1 protein-coding gene is annotated in these 355 nt (G+C 61.7%); it reads right to left on the bottom strand.

The genetic code is table 11. The annotated features are described in order from the left end of the window. Window positions 1-355 (bottom strand): AMP-binding protein (locus CJ178_RS32385; protein ID WP_143547585.1); only part of this gene is annotated, 355 nt, incomplete at both ends.

The following is a 355-nucleotide window of genomic DNA, read 5'->3' as shown; positions in this document are numbered from 1 at the left end:
ATGCAACACCACCGAGTCGGCGCCCAAACCGAACCGAACACACTGATCCACAACCAAATTCGCCAAACCCCGATGCGGCACCACCACACCCTTCGGCACACCCGTCGACCCCGACGTATACACCACATACGCCGCCCCATCCGGATACAAAGATCCACCCCGATCCACATCCGTCACCGGTCCAGCATCAAACCCCGCCAGCGCACCCTCGAACTCGGGATCATCGAGCACCAACCACGGCACCGCACCCGGCAACACCCCACCATGCTCCGAAGACATAACACCCAGCACCGCACCACAATCAGCAAGCATGAACTCCACCCGCGCCGCCGGATACCCCGGATCAACCGCAACA

Origin of the sequence: Rhodococcus sp. ACPA4, from assembly GCF_002300185.1 — a bacterium.
GTDB lineage: Bacteria > Actinomycetota > Actinomycetes > Mycobacteriales > Mycobacteriaceae > Rhodococcus_F > Rhodococcus_F globerula.
The sequence above is the reverse complement of the archived record's forward strand: the minus strand, read 5'-3'. Positions and strand labels throughout refer to the sequence as shown.